A 19,667-nucleotide genomic window follows, 5' to 3' on the forward strand; every position below is an offset into this window, starting at 1 on the left:
TCGGAAAACGCATCATCGACAAGGAGTCCGTCCGTGCCGGATACAGGCTGGACCGCCAGTATCGTCGCCATCGCCGTCTTCGCCCTGGCGGTGATGAGCGTCGTGCACGCGCTGCTGCAACGCCGCGATACCGGGACCGTCATCGCCTGGGTCGGGCTGATCGTACTGCTGCCCCTGGCCGGCTCGCTGCTCTACTGGCTGTTCGGCGTCAATCGTATTCGCCGGCGGGCCCACGCCCTGCGCGAGGGCTATCTGATCGCCGACCTCAGCTCCGACGGGACCAGCCTGGCCGAGCCACCGGAACGCTGGCAGCGCCTGCTGCGTTCCGGGGACCGCCTGAGCCCGTTCCGCCTGGTCGGTGGCAACGCGATCGAACCGCTGTTCGACGGCGATCGCGCCTACGCGCAGATGCTGGCCGCGATCGACGCATCCCGTCACAGCATCAGCCTGGCCACGTACATCTTCGACTATGACCAGGTAGGCGAGCGCTTCGTCGCCCACCTGCAGCAGGCACAGGACCGGGGCGTACAGGTGCGCATCCTGATCGATGCCATCGGCGCCCGCTACAGCCGTCGCAACACCCTGCGCCAGCTGCGCCGGGTGGGCCTGCCTGCCGCCGCCTTCATGCCGGTACACCTGCCGAGCAGCCTGGCCGCCTTCAACCTGCGCAATCACCGCAAGATGCTGGTGATCGACGGCGCCCGCGCCTTCACCGGCGGCATGAACATCCGCCGCGGCCACAGCCACACCAACCCGGGGCCGCACCCCATACACGACCTCCACTTCGAGCTGCGGGGTCCGGCCTGCACCCAGTTGCAGCGGGTCTTCGCGGAAGACTGGCAATTCGCCACCGGCGAACGCCTGGAGGGGCCGCTCTGGCTTCCGCAGTCCGTAGACCCCGCCGGCGCCCGCGCCTGCCGCGGCCTTCCGGACGGCCCGGACGAGGACTTCGAGGTCCTGAACTTCACCCTGCAGTCAGCGCTGGCCGAAGCTCGCGAACAGGTCACCATCGTGACCCCGTACTTCCTGCCCGACGTGGCGCTCACCGGGGCGCTGAAGGCCGCGGCCCTGCGCGGGGTGCAAGTCGACATCCTGATCCCTGCCCGGAGCAACCTGCGCCTGGTGGAGTGGGCCAGCCGCCCGCAGCAGGCCGAACTGCTGGAGCGCGGCTGCCGGCTGTGGCTCACACCACCACCGTTCAACCACGCCAAGCTGATGCTGGTAGACCGCGAGTGGGCCCTGGTTGGCTCCGCCAACTGGGACCCACGCAGCCTGCGCCTGAACTTCGAGTTCAACCTGGAATGCCTGGATGCCGGACTGGGCCAGGAACTGGCCAGCTGGACCGACGCGCTGCGCGCGCAGTCGCACCCCCTGACGCTCGAGGAGGTTCGTGCCCGGCCGCTCGCGACCCAACTGCGCGACGGGGCCGCGCGCCTGCTCACGCCGTATCTGTGACCGACCGTTAGCCACCCCCGCGGTGACCATCACGCGAACCGGGACGCGCGCGCGTGGTCTTTTGTACTGTAGCGGCAGGGACCGAGCGCGGGGACCGACCCGCATCGCTTTACCGCAGGGGGGCAAGGGATGGCACGGCACTGGGATGCAAGCGCAGGGAACCGATGAACGGGATTCTTGCGCCATCGCTCTACCTTGCAGCGGGGCTGGCGATCTACGCCACGCTCAGCCACCTGCTGCACAGCCGGCAAAGCGCCCGGAGCACCGAACACCGGCTGTTCGCCGCGATGTGCGCCCTGATGGCGGTGCTTGCCGTCGGATCAGCCCAGACCTACCAGGCCGGCACCGTCGAGGCCTATACCCGCGCACTCACCCTGAACGTCTATCTGCTGGGACCGTTCTACGTGCTGTTCGCCGCCTTCGTCGCGGCCCATACGCGCACCCCCGCCCGCTGGCTGATCTCCGGTCTTCTGGTACTGCTGGTCATCACCTGGGTGGTCAACACCCTGCAGCCCTACAGCATGCAGTACCAGGTGATTGACGAACTCCGCCCCCTGGAACTCCCCTGGGGTGAAACCGTGGCTCTCGCAGTGGGCACCATCAGCCCCTGGTTCGGCTTTGGCGTGCTCGCGGTCTTTCTGGTCCTGGGCTTCGCCCTCACCACACTGATCCGGCACTACCGGCGCTATCGCCAGACCACCACCCTGCTCCTGCTGGGCGGGATCGGGGTCTTCGTCCTGTTCACCTTGCAGGGCGTCCTGGCCCGGGGCGGCGCACTGGAGATGCCCCAGCTCGCGCCGTTCGGCTACGTGGTGATGGTCGTCATGATGAGCCTGGTACTGAACCGCGAGACCAGCGAACGCCTGCGTGACTCGGAAAGCCGTTTTCGGGCGCTGGTGGAGCAATCCCCGGTCGGCATCCAGGTACTCACACCGCAGGGCGAGATCCGCCAGTGCAACGCCGCCTGGGAAACCATGCACGGCGCACAAGCCTCCCTGCCGGGCGGCAACGTTCTGGACCGCCCGGATGCCATCGACCGGCACATCCACGAACCGCTCAAGGATGCCCTGCGCGGACACTACCGCGAGATCGGCCCGCTGCCCTACACCCCGCCAGCCCGCCCCGACCAGTCGGCCGAACCCACCGACCCCGGCCCGGCAACCCAGACCACCCCGCTCATCACCCCCGAGCGCTGGCTGCGGGGCTGCATCTACCCACTGCAGGATGCCCGCGGCGAGGTACAGGACGTGATCGTGATGCAGGAGGACATCACCGCCGCGCACCGCAGCGAGGACGCCCTGCGCCTGATCGCCGAGGGGCTGCAGGCGCGCTCGCGCGAGGAGTTCTTCCAGCAGCTGGTTCTCAAGCTGAGCAACCTGTTCGCTGCCGACCATGCCCTGATCGGCATCGAGGATCCGGAGAAACCCGGCGTGGTGGAGACCGTCGCCCTGTGTACCGCGGGGCAGATCGTGGAGAACTTGCGCTACGACCTCGCCGAGACCCCCTGCGAACGTGTGCTGGAGATCGGTACCTGTATCTACCCCTGCGACGTACAACAGCGCTTTCCGGCCGACGAGATGCTGGTGGAGATGGACGCCGAGAGTTATCTGGGGGCCCCGTTGCTGGACAGCCAGGGCACGCTGCTGGGGCACATCGCCATGGTCAACCGATATCCGGTGGAGGATGTCGACAAGGCGATGGAGATCCTCGGGATCATGGCCGACCGCGCGGGGGCGGAACTGGAACGCCTGCACACCGAGGAACACATCCATGCCCTGGCCTACCACGACTCCCTGACCGGGCTGGCCAACCGCACCCGCCTGCACGACGACCTGACCCGCCACATCGAGGAGGCCACCGCCGGCCACCTGCATGGCGGGCTGATCCTGATCGACCTGGACCACTTCAAGACCATCAACGACGCCCTGGGGCATGCGGTAGGCGACACCGTGCTGGGCGCGGTGGCGGACCGCCTGCGCAGCCATGCCCCCGGGGATGCGCTGATCGTGCGCCTGGGTGGCGACGAGTTCGCCGTTGTCCTGCCCCCCTGCGCCCGGGTACGCGAGACCCTGGAGCCGGAACTGCAGGCAATCGCCGAGCGCATCCTGGAGGCCCTGCAGCGCCCGATCATCATCGGCGAACGCACCTTCGGGGTCGGCGCCAGTCTCGGCTGCGTATGCTATCCCGACGCCGGCGAGAGCTCGGCAGAAGCCCTGCGCCACGCCGATATCGCCCTGTACCAGGCCAAGCGTGCCGGCCGCGGCGGCGTGCAGTTCTACCGCCATGCACTGCAGGACGAGGCGCATGCCCGCCTGCAGATCGAGGACGGGCTACGACAAGCGGCCGAACGTGACGAGCTGGACCTGCACTACCAGCCGCAGTTCGATGCCGCCGAGCGCCTGATCGGAGCCGAGGCCCTGCTGCGCTGGCAGCATCCGGAGATGGGCCAGGTCCCGCCAGATCTCTTCATCCCGGTCGCCGAGGAGACCGGCCTGATCCACGGGGTCGGCAACTGGGTCCTGGAACACGCCCTGATGCAGCTGTCGCAGTGGCAGGCCGGGAACCTGCAGCCACCTCGCCTGGCCTTGAATCTCTCGCCCTGGCAACTGGCGCGCCCGGACTTCGTCGACCAGTTCCAGGCGCGGCTGCGCCGACACGGGGTGGACGGCCACGCCCTGACCCTGGAGGTCACCGAGTCCGGCCTGCTGCGCGACCTGCCGGACGCCATCACCAAGCTGGGCGCGCTGCGCCGGCTGGGCATGCGCATCGCCCTGGACGACTTCGGGACCGGCTATTCCTCGCTCGCCTACCTGCGCGACCTGCCGGTGGACGAGCTGAAGATCGACAAATCCTTCGTCAAGGAACTGCTGGCCGGCGGTGACCGGACCCTGATCGAAAACATCGTGGACATTGCCCGCAACATGGAGCTCGACGTCATCGCCGAGGGCGTGGAGCACCCGGAACAGCGGGAGCAGCTCCTGGCCCTGGGCTGCACCCGGTTCCAGGGCTTCCTGTTCAGCGCGCCGCTGACGCACGAACAATTCGTCGCGCGACTGCATCGGCCGTAGACGAGGCCGGCCGATTCAGTCGCGAGCGGCCGGGTCTTCCAGCCCGCAACCCAGCGCGCCGCGCCGGCGCAGGGACAGATCCGTTTGCCGGCGCTCCTCTCCGGGGCATTCCCGGTACAGCACGATCCGGCTGCCGCCTTCCTCCTTTGCCACGTACATCGCGCGGTCGGCGCGCTGCAGCAACGCCTCCACATCGTCCCCGTCCTCGGGGTAGAGCACCGCCCCCATGCTGAGCCCGACGCGAACCGACTCGCGATTCACCTCCACCGGCTCCTCGAAGCGTTCGATCAGCTTGAGTCCGACCCCCGTCACCGCATCCGGATCACGCACATTCTCCAGCAGCAGCACGAATTCGTCGCCGCCCACGCGGGCCACCACGTCGCTCTCGCGCACGCCCTCGCGCAGACGCCGCGCCACGGTCACGAGCATCACGTCGCCGGCATCGTGTCCCAGGCGATCGTTGATGGGTTTGAAGCCGTCGAGATCGCAGACCACCAGGGCCAGGCCGGTGCCGGCGCGCTGGGCCCGGCGCAGGGCCTGCTGAATATGCTCCTGCAGCAGACTGCGATTGGGCAGGCCGGTCAGGGAGTCATGATGGGCCTGGTGCCACAGGCGCTCCTCGGAGGCCTTGTCGCGGGTGATGTCACGGACCATCCCGAGGACCTGCACGGCGCGGCCTTGGGCGTCCCGATCGATTTCGCCCTCGACCCGCACATGGCGCAGCCCGCCGTCCGCGCGCACCACCCGGTGATCCACCCGGTAATAGGCCTCGTGATCCAGCGCCTCGTTGGTAGCGCGGCGCACCCGCGTACGGTCGTCGGGATGGATGGCTCGCATGTAGGCCTCGAATCCCGCGGTATCGGTTTGCGGGTCGAGCCCGAACAGATCGAAGACATGCGTGGACCAGTTCATCCGCAGACCACGAATATCCCAGTCCCAGTAACCGGCCCCGGCAATCCGCTGGGCCTCTTCCAGGCGCTCGGTAGTCTCCTGCAGGGCCGCGGTTCGCCGGGCCACCGCCGCCTCCAGCCCGGCCTGCGTCTCGCGCAGGCGCGCCTCGATCTGCTGGCGCCCCTCCAGTTCCTTGTGCAAGGCGGCGTGATCACGCCAGATCCTCCGGCGCACCCGCACCCACATCAGCACAATCATCAGCATGGTCAGGACGGTGGCCACCAGCATCACCTGCTGCGCCTGTTCATGGCGCTGCGCCATGGCCGCCACCGCCTCCTCGTTATCACGTTCGAAGGCCGCGAGGATGGCCTCCATCTGCTCCAGCACATCCTCCTGCACCGGCATCGCGTCCGCATACAGGATCGCCAGCGCCTCGTTGCGCCCACCCGCCAGGGCAATGTCGAGGAGCTCGGACAGGATCGGGGCACCGGTCGCGGTCAGCGCACGCAGTTCGGCCAGCAGCGCAGCGTCGCGAGGGGTCCGAGCCAGTAATTCCGCACCCTCGCGGGCGTCCAGGAAGCGCTCGGCCAGCTCGCGAAACTCCCGCTGGTAGCGATCCTGCAGGGCCGGGTCCTCTGCACTGATCACGAGCGAGGCGCGCAGCATGCGCTCGCGCACGAGGCTGCGCATACGATGCACGCGGTCCACCTTCTGCACGTACTCCTCGGTAAGGGCCTGGACGTCGTACTGCAGCTGCTGCACCCGAAGCCAGCTGGCGACGGCGACCACCGCGACCAGCAGCAGCACCACGACAAAGGCGCCGGTCAGCCCGGGAACGAAGGGACGCGGGGCCATCGCGTCTCAATCCCAGCCGGGGACGGGCCGGTCCATGGACGCACCCGCACCCGACGAGGCACCACAAACCGCTGTCGCATCCTTGACGCGCATCCCGCTCCCCCTGTTTGATCGACCACATCCGCACGATCCAGGCGGGGAGGGTGCCGCGAGATGTCCACCAATACAAGCAAATACGGCGACCGGATGTCTGCCGCACACGCGGAGTCGTCCGCTCCCGTAGCGCAGCTGGCGACACTGGAGAAGGCCTACCTAAGCGCCGCCTACTGCCTGGAGATCGAGGGCAGCAGCCGAGTTCTGTACATCGACCAGCCCGCGGAGGATGTCACGACCTGGATGGCCGAGCGGGACATGCAGCGCCTGGTCCTGTTCACCGCCTGCAACCCGGGCAGCCGCCCGAGCACCGAGGGTGAAAACATCCAACGCCAGCGCCGGCTGGAGCAGACCGTGGCCGAGCACGGCCTGCGCGCATGGCCTGCCCGCAATCGCGACCCGCGCGGCCAGTGGCCGGACGAACCGGGCCTGGCCATCGCGGACCTGCCCGACGACCTGCTGGCGCGCTGGCTGGAGGCCTTCGGCCAGAACGCAGCCGTGCTGCTGGAACCGCCGGCTCGGCCCCGGCTGGTATGGCACCCGGGGCTAGAAAGGTAGCGTGCCTCCTACAGCGGCAGGCGACCGCCGGAAGCGACCACGATCGTCACCAGACCGATGACGGTGTTGATCCCGACCAGGATGCGGATCTGCCCCAGCCGGCGCAGTCCTTCCTCGGTATCGTTTGCCGCAATGGCCTTGCGCATGCGCCGATAAGGGGCGAAGAACACATGGGCGAAGATCGCCATCATGATCAGGCCCAGCAGCAGCATGGTGTGCACGCTGGGATGCACATCACCCATGCCGCCGAACACCCCGAAGATCAGGTAGAAGCCGGTCACCAGGATCACCAGGACCGAGGCCCAGACCCAGGGGAAGAAGCGCGCGAACACACCCTCCCAGAGCTTCAGCCGCGCCGGCCCCTCGAGCTGCTGCCCGGCCACCGGGCGCAGGAACATGTAGGCGAAGAACATACCGCCCACCCAGATCACCACGGCCAGTACATGCAGCACGTTTGCCAGTGCGTATCCCGTCATTGCCTGCTTCCTTTTGTCGTTACGGATGTGGCCCGCAGTGTAGCCGTCCGCGTGCACGGCTGCCGAGCCCCCCAACCGCACACGCGGGCGGATTGATCAGTAGAATGGCGGGTCCGCATGCAGCAATCGCGGCCCTATCAAGATTCAACCCGGCAGTACAAGGAGTCCACATGTCGCGCGAGATCATCCAGACCGAAAACGCCCCGGCCGCCATCGGCCCCTACTCGCAGGCCGTGCGTACCGGCGACACCCTGTACCTGTCCGGCCAGATCCCGCTGGACCCGGCCACCATGGAACTGGTCGACGGCGGCATCGAGGACCAGATCCGCCAGGTGTTCGCCAACCTCCAGGCTGTCCTGGAGGCGGCGGGAGCCAGCACCGCCGATATCGCCAAACTGAACATCTTCCTGATCGACCTGGCTCACTTCCCGCTTGTGAACAAGATCATGAGCGAAGTCTTCAACGAGCCCTACCCGGCACGTGCCGCGATCGGCGTGGCCGCCCTGCCCAAGGGCGCCCAGGTGGAAATGGACGCCATCGCCTGGTGCCCGCGCGACTGATCGCGCTGCGCGAACCCAACCGGTGGAGCTGCAGGTCCCGCTGACCGCGCTGAAGGGTGTCGGCCCGGCGGTGGCGGAACGACTGGAGCGTCTGGGTCTGGAGCAGGCCGGGGACCTGCTGTTCCATCTGCCCCTGCGCTTCGAGGATCGCACGCGCCTGACGCCGATTGCCGCGCTGCGTCCGGGGCTGGCTGCACTGTTCGAGGGGCACGTCACCCACTCCGAGGTGGTCCACCGCCGCCGGCGCATGCTGGTGGTCACCCTGGCCGACGGCCAGGCCCAGGTCCTGCTGCGGTTCTTTCACTTCGGGGCCAACCAGCAGCGCCGCCTGAGCCCCGGCACGTGCATCCGCGCCTTCGGCGAGCCCCGCGGCATGCCCGGCGCACTGGAGTGCGTGCACCCGGAGATCCAGACCGTGGGCGATAGCCCGCCGGCGATGGAGTCGCACCTGACCCCGATCTACCCGACCACCGAGGGCGTGTCGCAAAAGCTGCTGCGCCAGCTGGTCGCGCACGCCCTGCCGGGGATGCAGGCCCTGCCCGACCTGCTTCCGGAACTGCCCCGGCAGGGCCTGCCTGGCCTGCATAGCGCCCTCGAGCAGCTCCATCACCCACCGGCGCAGGCCGACGCACTGGCCGCCCTGGACACCCCGGAGAACCGCAGCCCGGCGCGCACACGGCTGGCCTTGGAAGAGCTCTGCGCCCACCAACTCGCGCGCATGCAGCAGAGCCGGATGCCCGCGGACACACGCAGCGCCCCGGTCATCCAGCCCCCGGGGGCGCTGTGGCAACAACTGCGCGGGCAGCTCCCCTTCGAACCCACCGGCGCACAGGAGCGTGTTACCGCAGAGATCCTGGCCGACCTCGCGCGCCCGCAGCCGATGAACCGTCTGGTCCAGGGCGATGTCGGCTCCGGCAAGACCCTGGTCGCGGTCGCGGCCGCGCTGGCGGCGGTAGAGGCCGGCTATCAGGTGGCGTTCATGGCCCCGACCGAACTGCTCGCCCGCCAGCACGGGCGCAATCTTGCCCAGTGGATGGAACCACTGGGCGTCGCGATCGCCTGGCTGGGCGGGCGCCAGACGGCCAGCGAACGCGGCCAGCTGCTCGCGGAACTGGCCAGCGGGCAGCGCCAGGTCGCAATCGGGACCCACGCCCTGTTCCAGGAGGAGGTGCGGTTTCATCATCTGGGGCTCGCAATCATCGACGAACAGCACCGCTTCGGCGTGCACCAGCGCATGGCCCTGCGCGACAAGGGCAACGGCCGGATGCCGCATCAGCTGATCATGACCGCCACCCCGATCCCGCGCACGCTGGCCATGGCCCTGTACGCGGAACTGGCCAGTTCGGTCATCGACGAACGCCCGCCTGGGCGCACCCCGGTACGCACCGCGCTGATCAGCCACGAGCGCCGTGACGAGGTCATCGAACGCATCCGCGCCGCCTGCGGCTCCGGCACCCAGGCCTACTGGGTCTGCCCGCTGGTGGAGGAATCGGAACAACTGGAGGCGGAATCGGCCGAGGCCACCGCCGAACGCCTGCGCGAGGCGTTGCCGGAGCTGACCATCGGACTGGCCCACGGACGCATGAAGGGACCCGAGCGCGATGCGGTGATGGAGCGCTTCCGCGCGGGCGCGATCGACCTGCTGGTGGCGACTACCGTGATCGAGGTCGGCGTCGACGTCCCCAACGCCAGCCTGATGATCATCGAGAATGCCGAACGCATGGGGCTGTCGCAGCTGCACCAGCTCCGCGGCCGGGTCGGGCGCGGCAGTGCCGCCTCGGCCTGCGTGCTGCTTTACCGTCCGCCACTGGGCGATACCGCCCGCGAGCGCCTCGAGGCGATGCGCCGCACCGACGACGGCTTCGAGATTGCGGAGGTGGATCTCAAGCTGCGCGGTCCGGGCGAACTGCTGGGCACGCGCCAGACTGGCGATCGCAGCTTCCGCGTCGCCGACTGGTCACGCGACCAGGACCTGCTCGACGAGGCCACCACCCTTGCCGCACGCATCGAGAAGGACCCGGCGCGCGCCGCCGCCCTGATCGAACGCTGGCTGGGCACCGCCACCCGCTACGCGACCGTGGGATAGCTCAAGAACGAAGGGCGAATCCACCACGAAGCGCACGAGGAAGGTCAAAAGCTTCCACCACAGAGTTGGCGCCCCGTCCGGGGACGACGCGCTATCGCGCACGAAACAGCGGGTGTTGACGACCTCCATCGGGCCTTTTGAGGCGTATCAGAAAGGCCACGATCGTTTTGCAGCGGGCAGGGTGAGGATGAGCGCAGCGAATCGCATCGGCCTCACGGAATGATCCGGGCCCCGATGCGTTTCGCTGCGCTCAACACATCCTACCCTCTTCGTGTCTTCCTTCGGGTCTTCGTACGCTTCGTGGCTAAGACCATCAGGGCCTTAGCAGCGGGCCCTCGACGGCGTCGCGGGCCTCGCGGCCGGCGAGCTGTTCGATCAGGGTCAGGGCGAAGTCCATCGCGGCACCCGGGCCACGGCCGGTGATCAGGCGCCCGTCGATCTCCACCGGGGCGCCAGTGGACGGGATCCCCGCCTCGTCCAGCGCGCCGGTGAAGGCCGTCACGGTGCGCCCCTCCAGCAGCCCGGCCTCGGCCAGCGCCTTGGGCCCGGCACAGATCGCGGCCAAGTGGCCATCGCGTTCGGCCTGCGCCCGCAGCAAACCCTGCACCCGGGCGTCGTCGCGCAGGTGATTGGCGCCGGGCAGGCCACCCGGCAGGACGATCAGGTCAAAGGACTGATCCAGCACCTGATCAACCGTGGTATCCGGCTGGATCACCGTGCCCCGCGAGCAGGTCACCGGCCCCGGCTCCAGCCCGGCCACGGTGACCTCGAATTGCGCCCGGCGCAGCAGGTCGATGATCGTGACCGCCTCCAGTTCCTCGGCCCCGGCGGCCAGGGGCACCAGTACGTTCGGCATCAATCCTCCCTGTCCACCGCGCTCAGCGGCGGTTGTAGAAGTTCAGGCCCTTCAGGAGATTCAGCGCCTCGTTCATACCGTAATCGCGCTCGGCCAACGTCTCGCCATTGTCTTCGTCCGCATCCACAGATTCCGGCAGGCCGTCACGGCCCATGCGGGCACCGCCATTTTCGCTGTCGGAGCGCTGCACCACGAGCTGCTGCAGGCGGATGTCCGGGTCAATCCCGTCCTCGTTGATGGCACGGCCATCAGGCGTGAAGTAACGCGCGGTGGTCAGCTTGATCCCGGTGTTCTGGGTCAGCGGCAGGATGGTTTGCACCGAACCCTTGCCGAAGGTGTTCTGACCCATAACCACGGCCCGCCGGTGGTCCTGCAACGCACCCGCCACGATCTCGGAGGCGGAGGCCGATCCGCGATTGACGAGGACGACCATCGGCGCGCCCTTGAGAACATCCCCCGGCGAGGCCTGGTAGCGGAACTGCGAATCCTCCAGCCGACCTTCGGTGTAGACGATCAGGCCTTCTTCGAGGAAGGCGTCCGAGACGCCCACAGCGCCCGTCAGAATGCCACCGGGGTTGTTGCGCAGATCCAGCACGAGCCCCTGCAGCTCGCCCTGTTCCTGCAGGTCTTCGATCGCCCGCACCAAGTCGCGTGCCGTGCGCTGCTGGAAATTGCTGATGCGTACGTAGCCGAAGCCGTCCTCCAGGATCTCGGAGCGCACGCTCTGCACCTGGATCACGTCGCGGGTGATGGTGATTTCTTTCGGGCGGTCCTCGCCATCGCGCAGGATGGTCAGGGTGATGTCCGAGCCTTTCTCGCCGCGCATCTTGGCGACCGCGTCGGACAGGGACATACCCTTCACCGACTCGCCATCCAGGCGAATGATCAGGTCACCGGCCTCGACCCCGGCACGGCTGGCCGGGGTGTCATCGATCGGCGCGATGACCTTGACGAAGCCGTCTTCCATGCCAACCTCGATGCCCAGACCGCCAAACTCGCCGGAGGTCCCGACCTGCATGTCCTCGAAGTCCTGTTCGTCCAGATAGGCCGAATGCTGGTCAAGGCCGGACAGCATCCCCTGGATCGCATTGTCCAGGAGATCCTTGTCTTCGACCTCGGTGACGTAATTGCGCTTGATGCGCATGTATACGTCAGTGAAGCGCTGCAAATCTTCTACTGGCAAAGCGGATTGCGCGCCATTGTCGCGGTCGGCGTAGACCGCCACCGAGACACTCAACATGACCCCGACAACCAGTCCGACGATCAGGGAGTATCCGGTGCGACAAGACTTGCTCATTACCTTTCCTCGTTCACTTGAGGTGATTTGTGTGAAGATGGTAGCACCCGCAATGTGACGGCTGCCTGAATGCACGCCACCGATCGGCCTTTTGCCGGGGCATGGGCGCATTCCATCTTTTTCCCTCTACTGAGAGGGCCACCAGCTCTCGGGGTTCAATGGTCCGCCGTTGTGACGGATCTCGAAGTAAAGCCCGGGCGCAATCGCCTCGCTGCCCTCGCCCGCCACGGCCAGTTGCTCGCCAGCACCCACGGTCTCGCCTTCTGCAACCAGGATCTCCTCTACATTGGAGTAGAGCGTCAGATAGCGCTCCCCATGATCGACGATCACCAGGAAGCCGTAGCCCTGCATCCAGTCGGCGTAGACCACCTGGCCGTAGTGCACCGCGCGTACCGCCGTGCCGTTATCGACCGCCAGCACCGCGCCACGCCAGCGCGAGCGCAGGCGGCTACCACGGGACTCGTTGAAACTGCGGATCACGCGGCCTTCGGCCGGACGCGGGAGCTCGCCCTCCAATTCCACGAAGGCCACGTCCGGCCGTTCGGGGGTAAACTCGCGGGGTGCCGCGGCACGCGCCGCGCTGCGAGCCTCGACCTCCTCGATCACCGCCTCCAGGGTCTCGGCATTGCGCGCCAGGCGCTCCAGTTCCAGCGACTCGTCCTCGATCACCGCCTCCAGCTCCGCCATCGCCTGGCGCTGGTGCGCCTCCTCGCGTTCCAGATCCGCGACCGCCGCGCGGGCCTGCTCTTCCCGTTCTGCCAGCACCGCCCGCTCCCGCGCGAGGTTCTCGCGCGCCGTCTCCAGCGCCTCGATACGGTCGCGCAACACGACCAGGGCCTGCTCGCGCGCCTCGCGGATGCGCGCGGCAAACGCGGCCTGATGGCGGTGCTCCGCAGACTGACCGTCGCTCCGTCCGGGATGGCGTTCGCCCTGCCACTGATCGCGCACCAGGCGGGCCGCGGCGCGGCGTTCTGCCTCCAGCCGCTCCCGGGCCTCGTCCACACGGTCCTCCTGGTCGGCGACCACCGCCTCCTGACGCGAACGCGCCCGCGCCAGCTCGCGCAGCTCCTGGCGCGAGGCCTCGGTCCCGCGAGCGGCCTCCGCAAGCAGCCCTTCCAGCTGCTGCAGGGCCGCGTAACGCTCTTCCTGGCTACGCTCCAGGTCCTGGATGGCCTCGCGCGTCTCGCGCAGCTCCGCCTCCGGTTCCAGCGCCACGGCGCCGACCGGCCACAGAAAACAGAGCAACACACCGCACCACAAAAGGGCGCGTGAACCGCTTGGATGACTCAAGATTGCGCAAATTCGCATATCGGGGTACGTTTAGGTTCTTATATTCTGACCCAGTTGCGAGGGCCTTCCCTCGCGAGCAAGAGAGGCATGCCGTGAGCAACGAAACGGTTGAAGACGAAATGTACGTCGAAGACGGTTTGATGTCCCAGGACGAAGACATCGAGCGGGCCTCGCGCTCGCTCAAGGCCATGTCCCACCCGCTGCGTCTGAAGATCCTCTGCATTCTCGGCGATCGCGAAATCAGCGTACAGGAAATCGTCGATCAGGTCGGGACGTCGCAGAGCAACATCTCGCAGCATCTCGGCATCCTGCGCGACAAGGGCATCCTCGCCACGCGCAAGGACGCCAACCGGGTCTACTACCGGGTGGGGGACTCCCGGACCCTGCGCCTGATCGGTATGATGCAGGACGTTTTCTGCAGTTCCTGACACCCACCCCTCCGATCCGGTCTCCCGAATGCTTGAACGCCTGCCCGAATTTCTCGCCAACCACCCCATCCTGACCGGCGCCCTGCTGGCGGTGATCGGGATGATCCTGTTCGTCGAACTGCGACGCCTGAACCGCAAGTATCGCTCGCTCTCGCCGGTCGAGGCGGTGCGCGTGATCAACCAGGACGACGCCCTGGTACTGGACGTGCGCGAGGACAACGAAGTCGCCTCCGGGCGCATCGGCGGCGCCAAGCATATCCCGCTCGGCAGCCTGAAAAAGCGCATGGGCGACATCGAGAAATACAAGGACAAGCCGGTAGTGGTGTACTGCCGCAGCGGCAACCGCTCCGCCAGCGCCGCGCAGCAACTGACCGCGGCCGGGTTCGAGGACGTAGTCAACCTGCAGGGCGGCATCCAGGCCTGGCAATCGGCCAACATGCCCATCAAGAAGAAGTAATGCAGTTCGAGGTCTACTCCAGCGGGCGCTGTCCATTCTGCCTGCTCGCGCGGCGCCTGCTCAATCAGCGTGGCTACCCGTTCGCGGAGTACGCCGTCGACCGCGAACCCGGTCTGCGCGCGGAGATGGAACAGCGCGCCGCCGGCCGCAGCTCGGTCCCGCAGATCTTTCTCGGCGACACACACATCGGCGGCTTCGACGAACTGCAGGCGATGGACAGTAACGGCCAACTGGCGCGCCTGGCCAGCGAGGCCGGCCTCGAAGCCCCGACCGACAACGCCTCCGGATAACACGCGCCGCCGCCGGCAACGGGCGGCAAACAGGATCGCCCCGGCGACCCCGAAAAACACCGCTCATCCCCCTTACAATGCCCCGATTCCAGACGACTGCGAGACAACATCATGGCTGAAGAGAAGAATTCCCCGAAGAGCGGCAACGGCGCGGCCCAGGCCGAACAGAGTGACCGGCCCGACTTCTCCATCCAGAAGGTCTTCATCAAGGACCTGTCCTTCGAGGCGCCGGAATCCCCCGAGGTATTCATGCGCGAGTGGAAGGGCGAGACCAACATCCAGCTGAACACCAACGCACGTCCGATCGACGAGGCCGCCGGCGCCTTCGAGGTGGAACTGGGCCTGACCGTGACCACCGAATCCGACGGCAAGACCGCCTATCTGGTCGAAATCAAGCAGGCCGGCGTGTTCATCCTGCGCAATTTTGCCGAGGATCAGCGCAACCACCTGCTGGGTGCCTACTGCCCCAACGTGCTGTTCCCGTTCGCCCGCGAAACGGTGGCCGACCTGGTACTGAAGGGCGGCTTCCCGCAGCTCCTGCTACAACCGGTCAACTTCGAGTCGCTGTATGCCCAGCACCTGCAGGAACAGAAGCAACAGGCCGGCGGGGAACAGGCCGAGCCCACGCAACAGGCCTGACGCGAGGCGCCGAGGGAAACACTGATTCATGTACACACTCGCGTTGGTACCCCAGGTTTTCCGAGACAAGGCGCGTCGTGTAGCGGGTAGTGGTTCTACCCGCAAGCGGCGCAACGCAGGATCGGGGAACCTGGGGTACCAACCCCACAAATTATTGAAAGCAGGGGCTCGGCCGCTTTTGCGTGGGAACGGCGTTGCGGCTCCCTTGTGCAGAATGACTGCACCGCAGTCACCGCGCCTTGTTCGCACGCAAAAGCGGCTCGAGCGCGAGCGTGTACATGAATCAGTGTTTCCCTAGGATGCGTATCGCGGTCCTCGGAGGCGGCTGCTGGGGCACGGCGCTGGCGGTGCATGCGGCCCGTCTGCATGCCGACGTCGCCCTGTGGGTGCGCAACGACGCCACGGCCGGACAACTGGAACGCGAGCGCGAGAACGCCCGCTACCTTCCCGGCCTGCGCCTCCCGGACAACCTGCGCGTCAGCGCCGACCCGGCGACCATCGAGGGCCGCGACCTGGTCCTGATCGCAGTCCCCTCCGGCGCCTTCCGCGAAACCCTGCGCTGGATCGCCCCGCGCCTCGCACACGACCAGGTGGTCGCCTGGGCCACCAAGGGCCTGGAGACGGCAACCGGGGCCTGGCTGCACGAGATTGCCGAACAGGAACTGGGGCCCGAGCGCCCGCCCGCTCTGATCTCCGGGCCCTCCTTCGCCGCCGAGGTGGCGCAGGAGCAGCCGACCGCGCTGTCCGTGGCCTCCAGCGACGAGGGCCACATGGACTGCCTGGTTACGGCCCTGCACGGGCGCTCGCTGCGCCTGTACCGCAATACGGACGTGATCGGCGTGGAACTGGGCGGCGCGCTGAAGAACGTGCTCGCGGTGGCCACCGGTATTGCCGACGGCGCCGGGTTCGGGGCCAATGCGCGCGCCGCACTGATGACCCGCGGGCTGGCCGAGATCCAGCGCTTCGGCGCGGCGGTCGGCGCCCGTCCGACCACCCTCACCGGCCTCTCCGGACTGGGGGACATGATCCTCACCTGCACCGACAACCAGTCGCGCAACCGGCGTCTGGGCCGGATGCTGGGCGAAGGCCTGGATCTCGACACCGCCCGCGCGCGGGTGGGACAGTCGGTGGAGGGCGTAGAGACCGCCCGGGTCGCTGTGGCGCGGGCGAAGGCACTGGAAGTGGACATGCCGATCTGCGCCGAGGTGCACGCGGTGCTCTATCAGGGCCGCCCGGTGCACGACACTGTGCGCCGGCTGCTGGAACGCGACGCCACCCGCGAAGAGGACTGAAGCCGCGTCTGCAAAAGCCCCGCGCGACACCCGCACAATCGCCCGTACGCTCCGGTCGGACTACCGTGGCCCTCACACGCGAACGCAACGGAGAACCGCATGAGCAAGGCCTGGAAGGAACTGGACCTGGAAGGTGGCGGCCTGCAGGCGGTCAACGCCCGCCTCGCTCGCGAGATGCGCACCCGCCCTGCGGCCTACGCTGCGTGGATCCTGTTCCCGCTCGGGCTGCATCGCTTCTACCTGCACGAGCCGCTGGGCGGCACCGGCTTCCTGGCACTCAGTGCGGCCACCCTGGCCCTCGCCGGATTTGGCCCCGCCGCCTGGTGGTTGCTACCGCTGATTATTGGCGTGTCATGGGCGCTGGTGGACCTGTGGTGGATTGACCGCCGAGTGACCGACTACAACAAGGAGCTACGCAAGCAGCTCTTCCTGCGCAAGGGCCACAAGCCACCGCAGGACTACCGTGGCCGCTACACCAGCGACGAAGACGCCCGCCGCGAACTGGACGAATACCAGCAGATCAAGGAAGCCGAAAAGCCCGGGCAATCAGGCCTAGCCGGTCGCAACGACCCGGCCCGCGACGCCGGCGGCAAGCGCCGCATGCCCAGCTTCAACGAACAGGAAGCCATGCTGCGCCAGATGCGCAAGGACAAAAACAAAGGCGACGGGAACAACTGACCGCCGCCTTCACAAGATCACCGAGGTTGCGCCGCCCCCGGTTGCGGCCACGCCCGACGGCATGGCCCGTGGCGCTCAGTTCTCGCCGGGGCGCCACACGCCACTGGCATCCTGCGGCGGCGGGGCGGTCTGCTTGCGGCTCTCGACGTCCACGAACACCGACTCGGTAAATTCGGAGAGCTGCTTGAGGTACTCCTTGCGCTCGTTCACCGACTCCGGCATCTGCGCGACCATGAACCCGGTGATCGCGCTCAGGTACTGCACGGCCACGATGGGTTGCTGCGCCTTCGGGTCCACCTCGGTCAGCAGATCCTGGACCTTCTGAATCAACTCGCCGGACAACTGCAGGGTATCGCTCATGGGGTTCCTCTCGCGGTTCGTGAAATCGTTGCGCACAGGCTACGGCAAGCCCCGCCACCCCGAAAGTGAACGCAAGATGCGCGGGCCTTTCCCTCCCTGGTGTGTTCAACACGAAGCGCGCGAAGGCTCGAAGAAGGTAAGTTCAAGAGCGATTTGAACCACAGAGGGCACGGAGAAAATCAGGGTTGAAGGGCAAGGCGAATCGAACGGCGCCTTCGCCACCCAGGCGTTACCGCGTTCCTTTCTTTCCTCCGTGCCTTCTGTGGTGCAAAGGCTTTTGACCTTCTTCGTGTGCTTCGTGGTGGAAAACTGGGACCGTCAGGAGCGACGAGGGTCGTCGTCTTCGTCACGGGCCTCGGGGGCATCGTCGTCCATGTCAAAGTCCTCGTGGACGCGATCCGGCGGAATGGTCCATGGCTCGCTGGGGGCGACCGTATGCTCGCCCGGGCGTGGGGCATAGCGCTCGTCTTCCAGGGCGCGCATCAGGCCCACCACCATCATCAGCATCACCAGCGAGAACGGCAGCGCGGCCAGGATGACTGCATTCTGCAGGACCTCCAGCCCGCCGGCCAGCAGTAGCACGCCGGTCACCAGACCGATCATCGCGCCCCACAGGATCAGGTGAATCGCCCGGTGTTCGGTGGACCCATGGGCCAGCAGGGTGTTGATGACCACGATGCCGGCATTGGCCGAGGTCAGCAGGTAGGTCGCGATCAGCACCGTAATCAGGACGGCCCCGCTCTTCGCGATCAACCAGGGTTCCAGGGTCTCCATGGTGGCGAAGGTCGCCATGGTCAGGTCCTCCGCCACCTGATCGGCAATGTTCGCGATGCCCTCGACCTCGGCGTGCAGGGCCGTACCGCCCAGCAGTGCGAGCCAGAAGAAGGTGATCAGGGTCGGCACCAGCAGCACACCCATCACGAACTCGCGCAGCGTGCGCCCGCGCGAGATGCGCGCGATGAACAGCCCGACGAACGGCGCCCAGGCCAGCCACCAGCCCCAGTAGAAGACCGTCCAGTCGGAGTGCCACTCGTCCAGGTGGTGAGCATGGGTGTACAGCGACAGCCCCAGCAGGTTCTGCATGTAACTACCACTGGACTGCACCACCAAGGCCAGCAAGTACTGGGTTGGACCCCATACCAGCAGGAGTCCAAGCAGAGCGACACTAAGCCACAGGTTGGCCTGGCTGACCCGCTGCACCCCGGCCTGCATCCCGGCCACCACCGACACGATCGCGGTCACCGTCAGCAGCGCCGTCAGCAGCAGGAGACCGCGATCCCCTTCCAGCGAGAGGCCCACGGTATGCGCCAACCCGGCCTCCAGCTGCTGGATACCCAGCCCCAGAGTCGTTGCGATCCCGAAGACCGTGGCCACGATGGCGAGCAGATCCACCAGATCGCCCGGCCAGGTATGACTGTACTTGCCGATCAGCGGGTGCAGGGCCGAGCGCAGCGCCAGCGGCTGGCCCTTGCGGAAGCTGAAATAGGCCAGGATCAGTGCCAGCAGCGCGAACACACCCCAGGCATTCAGCCCCCAGTGGAAATACGTCAGCACCATCGACATGTCGGCGGCGGCCGCCTGGTTGCCGTTCTCGGCCAGAAACGGGTTGCCGCCGTAATGCGACAGCGGCTCGGCCACCGCCCAGAACAGCAGGCCGACGCCCATGCCGGCGGCGAACAGCATCGACAGCCAGGACAGCGTGGTGAACTCCGGGACCTCGTCGTCGCGCCCCAGGCGCACGTTCTTGTAGCGCCCCACCCCGAGCCAGATCACCATGACCAGGAAGAAGGCCATGATCACCACGTAGTACCACTCCAGCAGCGGCGTCACGAAGGCGCGCGCATCCCCCACCACTGCGCCCAGCTGCTCGGTTCGATAAACCCCCAGCAGGGCGATGATCACCACAAGCATCAGCGCCAGCGGCGCAACACGCGGGTTCAGCCCCTTGAACGGGCCGCGGGTGGCAACGTTGTACATCTCGCGTCCTTTCGCTTGCGCGATGGATGTATTTCAGGACCGGACCTTTGCCGATCCAGGC

The 19,667-nt window shown here is 67.2% G+C and carries 18 protein-coding genes; 11 read left to right on the plus strand and 7 right to left on the minus strand.

Translation table 11 applies throughout. The features are described 5' to 3' along the window. Nucleotides 1–33: 33 nt before the first annotated feature. A complete protein-coding gene (gene cls / locus TVD_RS11195; protein ID WP_047251620.1) occupies nt 34–1,455 on the plus strand; it encodes a cardiolipin synthase in 1,422 nt (473 codons plus the stop codon). Between the two features lie 164 nt (nt 1,456–1,619). Further along, nucleotides 1,620–4,523, plus strand: coding sequence for an EAL domain-containing protein (locus tag TVD_RS11200; protein WP_047251621.1), 2,904 nt, complete (start codon nt 1,620–1,622; stop codon nt 4,521–4,523). A 15-nt stretch (nt 4,524–4,538) separates the two neighbouring features. Here TVD_RS11200 and TVD_RS11205 read toward each other — a convergent pair whose 3' ends face one another. Beyond that, nucleotides 4,539–6,269, minus strand: coding sequence for a diguanylate cyclase domain-containing protein (locus TVD_RS11205; RefSeq protein WP_018168101.1), 1,731 nt, complete (start codon nt 6,267–6,269; stop codon nt 4,539–4,541). A 153-nt stretch (nt 6,270–6,422) separates the two neighbouring features. On the opposite strand from TVD_RS11205, the gene TVD_RS11210 reads away from it, so the two are divergent. Beyond that, entirely contained in the window at nt 6,423–6,920 is a 498-nt protein-coding gene (locus tag TVD_RS11210; protein ID WP_047251622.1) for a DUF3293 domain-containing protein, read from the plus strand. A gap of 8 nt (nt 6,921–6,928) precedes the next feature. Here the strand turns inward: TVD_RS11210 and TVD_RS11215 are convergent, their stop codons facing one another. Further along, nucleotides 6,929–7,396 carry a CopD family protein gene (locus TVD_RS11215; RefSeq protein ID WP_018144117.1) on the minus strand — a complete coding sequence of 156 codons (468 nt, stop codon included), beginning with the start codon at nt 7,394–7,396 and terminating at the stop codon, nt 6,929–6,931. A gap of 170 nt (nt 7,397–7,566) precedes the next feature. Between TVD_RS11215 and TVD_RS11220 the strand changes: the two genes are divergently transcribed. Both TVD_RS11220 and recG read left to right on the plus strand, forming a co-directional pair. Then, complete coding sequence (locus TVD_RS11220; RefSeq protein ID WP_018168099.1) at nt 7,567–7,956, plus strand: RidA family protein; 390 nt, start codon at nt 7,567–7,569, stop codon at nt 7,954–7,956. Nucleotides 7,957–7,978: 22 nt separating this feature from the next. Then, nucleotides 7,979–10,042 (plus strand): ATP-dependent DNA helicase RecG, encoded by a 2,064-nt coding sequence (gene recG / locus TVD_RS11225; protein WP_018168098.1) that lies wholly within the window; start codon nt 7,979–7,981, stop codon nt 10,040–10,042. Nucleotides 10,043–10,355: 313 nt separating this feature from the next. Here the strand turns inward: recG and TVD_RS11230 are convergent, their stop codons facing one another. The 3 genes from TVD_RS11230 to TVD_RS11240 form a co-directional block, all read right to left on the minus strand. Then, nucleotides 10,356–10,898, minus strand: coding sequence for a DJ-1 family glyoxalase III (locus TVD_RS11230; protein ID WP_018175801.1), 543 nt, complete (start codon nt 10,896–10,898; stop codon nt 10,356–10,358). Nucleotides 10,899–10,920: 22 nt separating this feature from the next. Beyond that, nucleotides 10,921–12,195: a S41 family peptidase gene (locus tag TVD_RS11235; protein ID WP_018168096.1), complete on the minus strand. Its 1,275-nt coding sequence runs from the start codon at nt 12,193–12,195 to the stop codon at nt 10,921–10,923. A 126-nt stretch (nt 12,196–12,321) separates the two neighbouring features. Then, nucleotides 12,322–13,503 carry a murein hydrolase activator EnvC family protein gene (locus TVD_RS11240; protein WP_047251623.1) on the minus strand — a complete coding sequence of 394 codons (1,182 nt, stop codon included), beginning with the start codon at nt 13,501–13,503 and terminating at the stop codon, nt 12,322–12,324. 74 nt (nt 13,504–13,577) lie between these two features. Here TVD_RS11240 and TVD_RS11245 point away from each other — a divergent pair, with 74 nt between their 5' ends. From TVD_RS11245 to TVD_RS11270, 6 genes are all read left to right on the plus strand, one after another. After that, nucleotides 13,578–13,913, plus strand: coding sequence for an ArsR/SmtB family transcription factor (locus TVD_RS11245; RefSeq protein WP_026182005.1), 336 nt, complete (start codon nt 13,578–13,580; stop codon nt 13,911–13,913). Between the two features lie 28 nt (nt 13,914–13,941). Further along, nucleotides 13,942–14,370 carry a rhodanese-like domain-containing protein gene (locus TVD_RS11250; RefSeq protein ID WP_018144124.1) on the plus strand — a complete coding sequence of 143 codons (429 nt, stop codon included), beginning with the start codon at nt 13,942–13,944 and terminating at the stop codon, nt 14,368–14,370. Then, nucleotides 14,370–14,660 (plus strand): glutaredoxin 3, encoded by a 291-nt coding sequence (gene grxC / locus TVD_RS11255; RefSeq protein ID WP_018938373.1) that lies wholly within the window; start codon nt 14,370–14,372, stop codon nt 14,658–14,660. The genes TVD_RS11250 and grxC overlap by 1 nt, the downstream gene beginning before the upstream one ends. A 111-nt stretch (nt 14,661–14,771) precedes the next feature. Then, nucleotides 14,772–15,299 (plus strand): protein-export chaperone SecB, encoded by a 528-nt coding sequence (gene secB, locus TVD_RS11260; protein ID WP_018938372.1) that lies wholly within the window; start codon nt 14,772–14,774, stop codon nt 15,297–15,299. 299 nt (nt 15,300–15,598) lie between these two features. Further along, a complete protein-coding gene (locus TVD_RS11265; RefSeq protein ID WP_052772680.1) occupies nt 15,599–16,591 on the plus strand; it encodes an NAD(P)H-dependent glycerol-3-phosphate dehydrogenase in 993 nt (330 codons plus the stop codon). Nucleotides 16,592–16,690: 99 nt separating this feature from the next. Beyond that, nucleotides 16,691–17,269, plus strand: coding sequence for a TM2 domain-containing protein (locus TVD_RS11270; protein ID WP_047251625.1), 579 nt, complete (start codon nt 16,691–16,693; stop codon nt 17,267–17,269). 75 nt (nt 17,270–17,344) lie between these two features. Here TVD_RS11270 and TVD_RS11275 read toward each other — a convergent pair whose 3' ends face one another. Together TVD_RS11275 and TVD_RS11280 are read right to left on the minus strand one after the other, a co-directional pair. Further along, complete coding sequence (locus tag TVD_RS11275) at nt 17,345–17,629, minus strand: hypothetical protein (protein ID WP_018168090.1); 285 nt, start codon at nt 17,627–17,629, stop codon at nt 17,345–17,347. Nucleotides 17,630–17,947: 318 nt separating this feature from the next. Next, a complete protein-coding gene (locus tag TVD_RS11280) occupies nt 17,948–19,606 on the minus strand; it encodes a BCCT family transporter (protein WP_018952106.1) in 1,659 nt (552 codons plus the stop codon). Between the last annotated feature and the right edge of the window lie 61 nt (nt 19,607–19,667).

Source organism: Thioalkalivibrio versutus (assembly GCF_001020955.1).
Classification (GTDB): domain Bacteria; phylum Pseudomonadota; class Gammaproteobacteria; order Ectothiorhodospirales; family Ectothiorhodospiraceae; genus Thioalkalivibrio; species Thioalkalivibrio versutus.

Excerpts from the sequence above, each read along its gene's own strand:
- TVD_RS11240 (WP_047251623.1), bottom strand. The coding sequence starts at position 13,503 with ATGCGAATTTGCGCAATCTTGAGTCATCCAAGCGGTTCACGCGCCCTT.
- TVD_RS11215 (WP_018144117.1), bottom strand. The coding sequence starts at position 7,396 with ATGACGGGATACGCACTGGCAAACGTGCTGCATGTACTGGCCGTGGTG.
- TVD_RS11205 (WP_018168101.1), bottom strand. The coding sequence starts at position 6,269 with ATGGCCCCGCGTCCCTTCGTTCCCGGGCTGACCGGCGCCTTTGTCGTG.
- TVD_RS11210 (WP_047251622.1), top strand. The coding sequence starts at position 6,423 with ATGTCCACCAATACAAGCAAATACGGCGACCGGATGTCTGCCGCACAC.
- grxC (WP_018938373.1), top strand. The coding sequence starts at position 14,370 with ATGCAGTTCGAGGTCTACTCCAGCGGGCGCTGTCCATTCTGCCTGCTC.
- TVD_RS11265 (WP_052772680.1), top strand. The coding sequence starts at position 15,599 with ATGCGTATCGCGGTCCTCGGAGGCGGCTGCTGGGGCACGGCGCTGGCG.
- TVD_RS11275 (WP_018168090.1), bottom strand. The coding sequence starts at position 17,629 with ATGAGCGATACCCTGCAGTTGTCCGGCGAGTTGATTCAGAAGGTCCAG.
- TVD_RS11250 (WP_018144124.1), top strand. The coding sequence starts at position 13,942 with ATGCTTGAACGCCTGCCCGAATTTCTCGCCAACCACCCCATCCTGACC.
- TVD_RS11200 (WP_047251621.1), top strand. The coding sequence starts at position 1,620 with ATGAACGGGATTCTTGCGCCATCGCTCTACCTTGCAGCGGGGCTGGCG.
- TVD_RS11280 (WP_018952106.1), bottom strand. The coding sequence starts at position 19,606 with ATGTACAACGTTGCCACCCGCGGCCCGTTCAAGGGGCTGAACCCGCGT.
- TVD_RS11235 (WP_018168096.1), bottom strand. The coding sequence starts at position 12,195 with ATGAGCAAGTCTTGTCGCACCGGATACTCCCTGATCGTCGGACTGGTT.
- TVD_RS11270 (WP_047251625.1), top strand. The coding sequence starts at position 16,691 with ATGAGCAAGGCCTGGAAGGAACTGGACCTGGAAGGTGGCGGCCTGCAG.
- TVD_RS11220 (WP_018168099.1), top strand. The coding sequence starts at position 7,567 with ATGTCGCGCGAGATCATCCAGACCGAAAACGCCCCGGCCGCCATCGGC.
- TVD_RS11230 (WP_018175801.1), bottom strand. The coding sequence starts at position 10,898 with ATGCCGAACGTACTGGTGCCCCTGGCCGCCGGGGCCGAGGAACTGGAG.
- secB (WP_018938372.1), top strand. The coding sequence starts at position 14,772 with ATGGCTGAAGAGAAGAATTCCCCGAAGAGCGGCAACGGCGCGGCCCAG.